At 70.3% G+C, this 1,423-nt stretch carries 1 protein-coding gene; it reads right to left on the minus strand.

The features are described 5' to 3' along the window. Positions 1-304: 304 nt before the first annotated feature. Complete coding sequence (locus F7R91_RS41725) at positions 305-1,330, minus strand: IS110 family RNA-guided transposase (protein WP_191971898.1); 1,026 nt, start codon at positions 1,328-1,330, stop codon at positions 305-307. Between the last annotated feature and the right edge of the window lie 93 nt (positions 1,331-1,423).

The raw sequence follows: 1,423 nt of genomic DNA on the forward strand, positions 1-1,423 counted from the left end.
CCGCACCCATGAGGGCGGGGGCTGTCAAGGCGTACAGAAGTCCGGCCCCGGTGGTCGGTGTGCAGCGCATCGGGGGTGGGGGTGGTCTTGTGAGGGACGGAGCGTCGGGTGTGGTTCCCCGGGATGCGGTCGGGCGGAGAGGGACTCACACGCACCCATTCGGCACCGGCCGGCGGGTCGGTGCCATGACCTTGGTCCGGGGCCGGGCTGCTCATTCAGGTCAACGAGTGCGGCAGAGCCGTCTCATGCGGTTTTGCGAGCTCACCCGGGGCTTGCGTCCTTCCCCGCAGGGGATGTTGGCCGGTCATGCTGTGGGGCACGCCTCCTCGGCGCGGGCGGTCTCCTCGGCCTCGCGCAGCACGTGCCAGGCGCGGGCCAGGAGCTTGCGGGCGATCGCGATCGTGGCGACCTTCTTGCCGCGACGGTGCGCGATGCGCGCATAGGCGTCGATGTAGTCCGGGCTTCGCTTGGCGGTGTGGGCCGCCTCGCACATGATCCAGCGCAGCCACGGGTCCCCCTGCTTGGAGATATGCCCATAGCGCACGGTGCGGTCCGAGCCGCGCACCGTCGGAGTGAGCCCGGCCCACGAGACCAGCTTGCGGGCCGAGCCGAACCGGTTCACGTCCCCGACCTCCGCGAGAACGAGCAGAGCCGTCAGACGTCCGATGCCGGGCAGCGCGGTGAGCGCCTTGACCCGCGGGTCCGCCTTGGCCTGCTCGGCCACGTAGGCGTCGAGCCGGTCGATGACCTGTTGCAGCGCGTCCATCGTCTCCAGCAGGTCGGCGATCACCGTCCGCGATGCCGTCGGCAGAGGCAGCTCGTGAAGCCACTGGCGGCCCGGGGAACTCCAGCGGTTGCGGGTGTCACCGGCCTTGTCGCAGCCGTGATCGGCAAGTACCGCATGGATCCGGTTGCGCAGCAGCGTGCGCAACCGCACCAGCTGGGCACGATGCCGCAGCACCGCCCGCTGTTGACGGATCTCCGGCGGGGCGATCCAGGCTTCCGGCAGCAGATCCGCGCGCAGCAGGTGGGCCAGGGTCGCGGCGTCGACCTTGTCGTTCTTCAGCCGGGCGGACGCGATCGCCTTGCACTGCAACGGGTGCGCCATATGCGGCTCGAAGCCGTGGTCCTGAAGCAGCTCAAGCAGCCAGCCCCAGCCGAAGGCGGCCTCGAACGCCACCGGCGTGCCCACCGGCAAGTCGCCGAACACGCCCAGCAGCGACTCGCGCCCGTTGGGCACGTTCCGGTTCACCGCCGTCCGGCCGCGCTCGTCCATGACGGCGATCTGCGACCGGCGCCGGTGCACATCGATCCCTACGTAAGCCGACATCGCGGGCCTCCAGACCCCGACTCGGCTCCCCCAGAACGATTGTTCCCTGAACGAGCCGGGAGGGGGAGCCCCCGCCCTCATAGGGTCAGGTCA

The organism is Streptomyces luteolifulvus, from assembly GCF_008806595.1.
Lineage (GTDB): Bacteria > Actinomycetota > Actinomycetes > Streptomycetales > Streptomycetaceae > Streptomyces > Streptomyces luteolifulvus.

Coding starts and splice junctions, on each gene's coding strand:
- F7R91_RS41725 (WP_191971898.1), bottom strand. CDS start 1,330: ATGTCGGCTTACGTAGGGATCGATGTGCACCGGCGCCGGTCGCAGATC.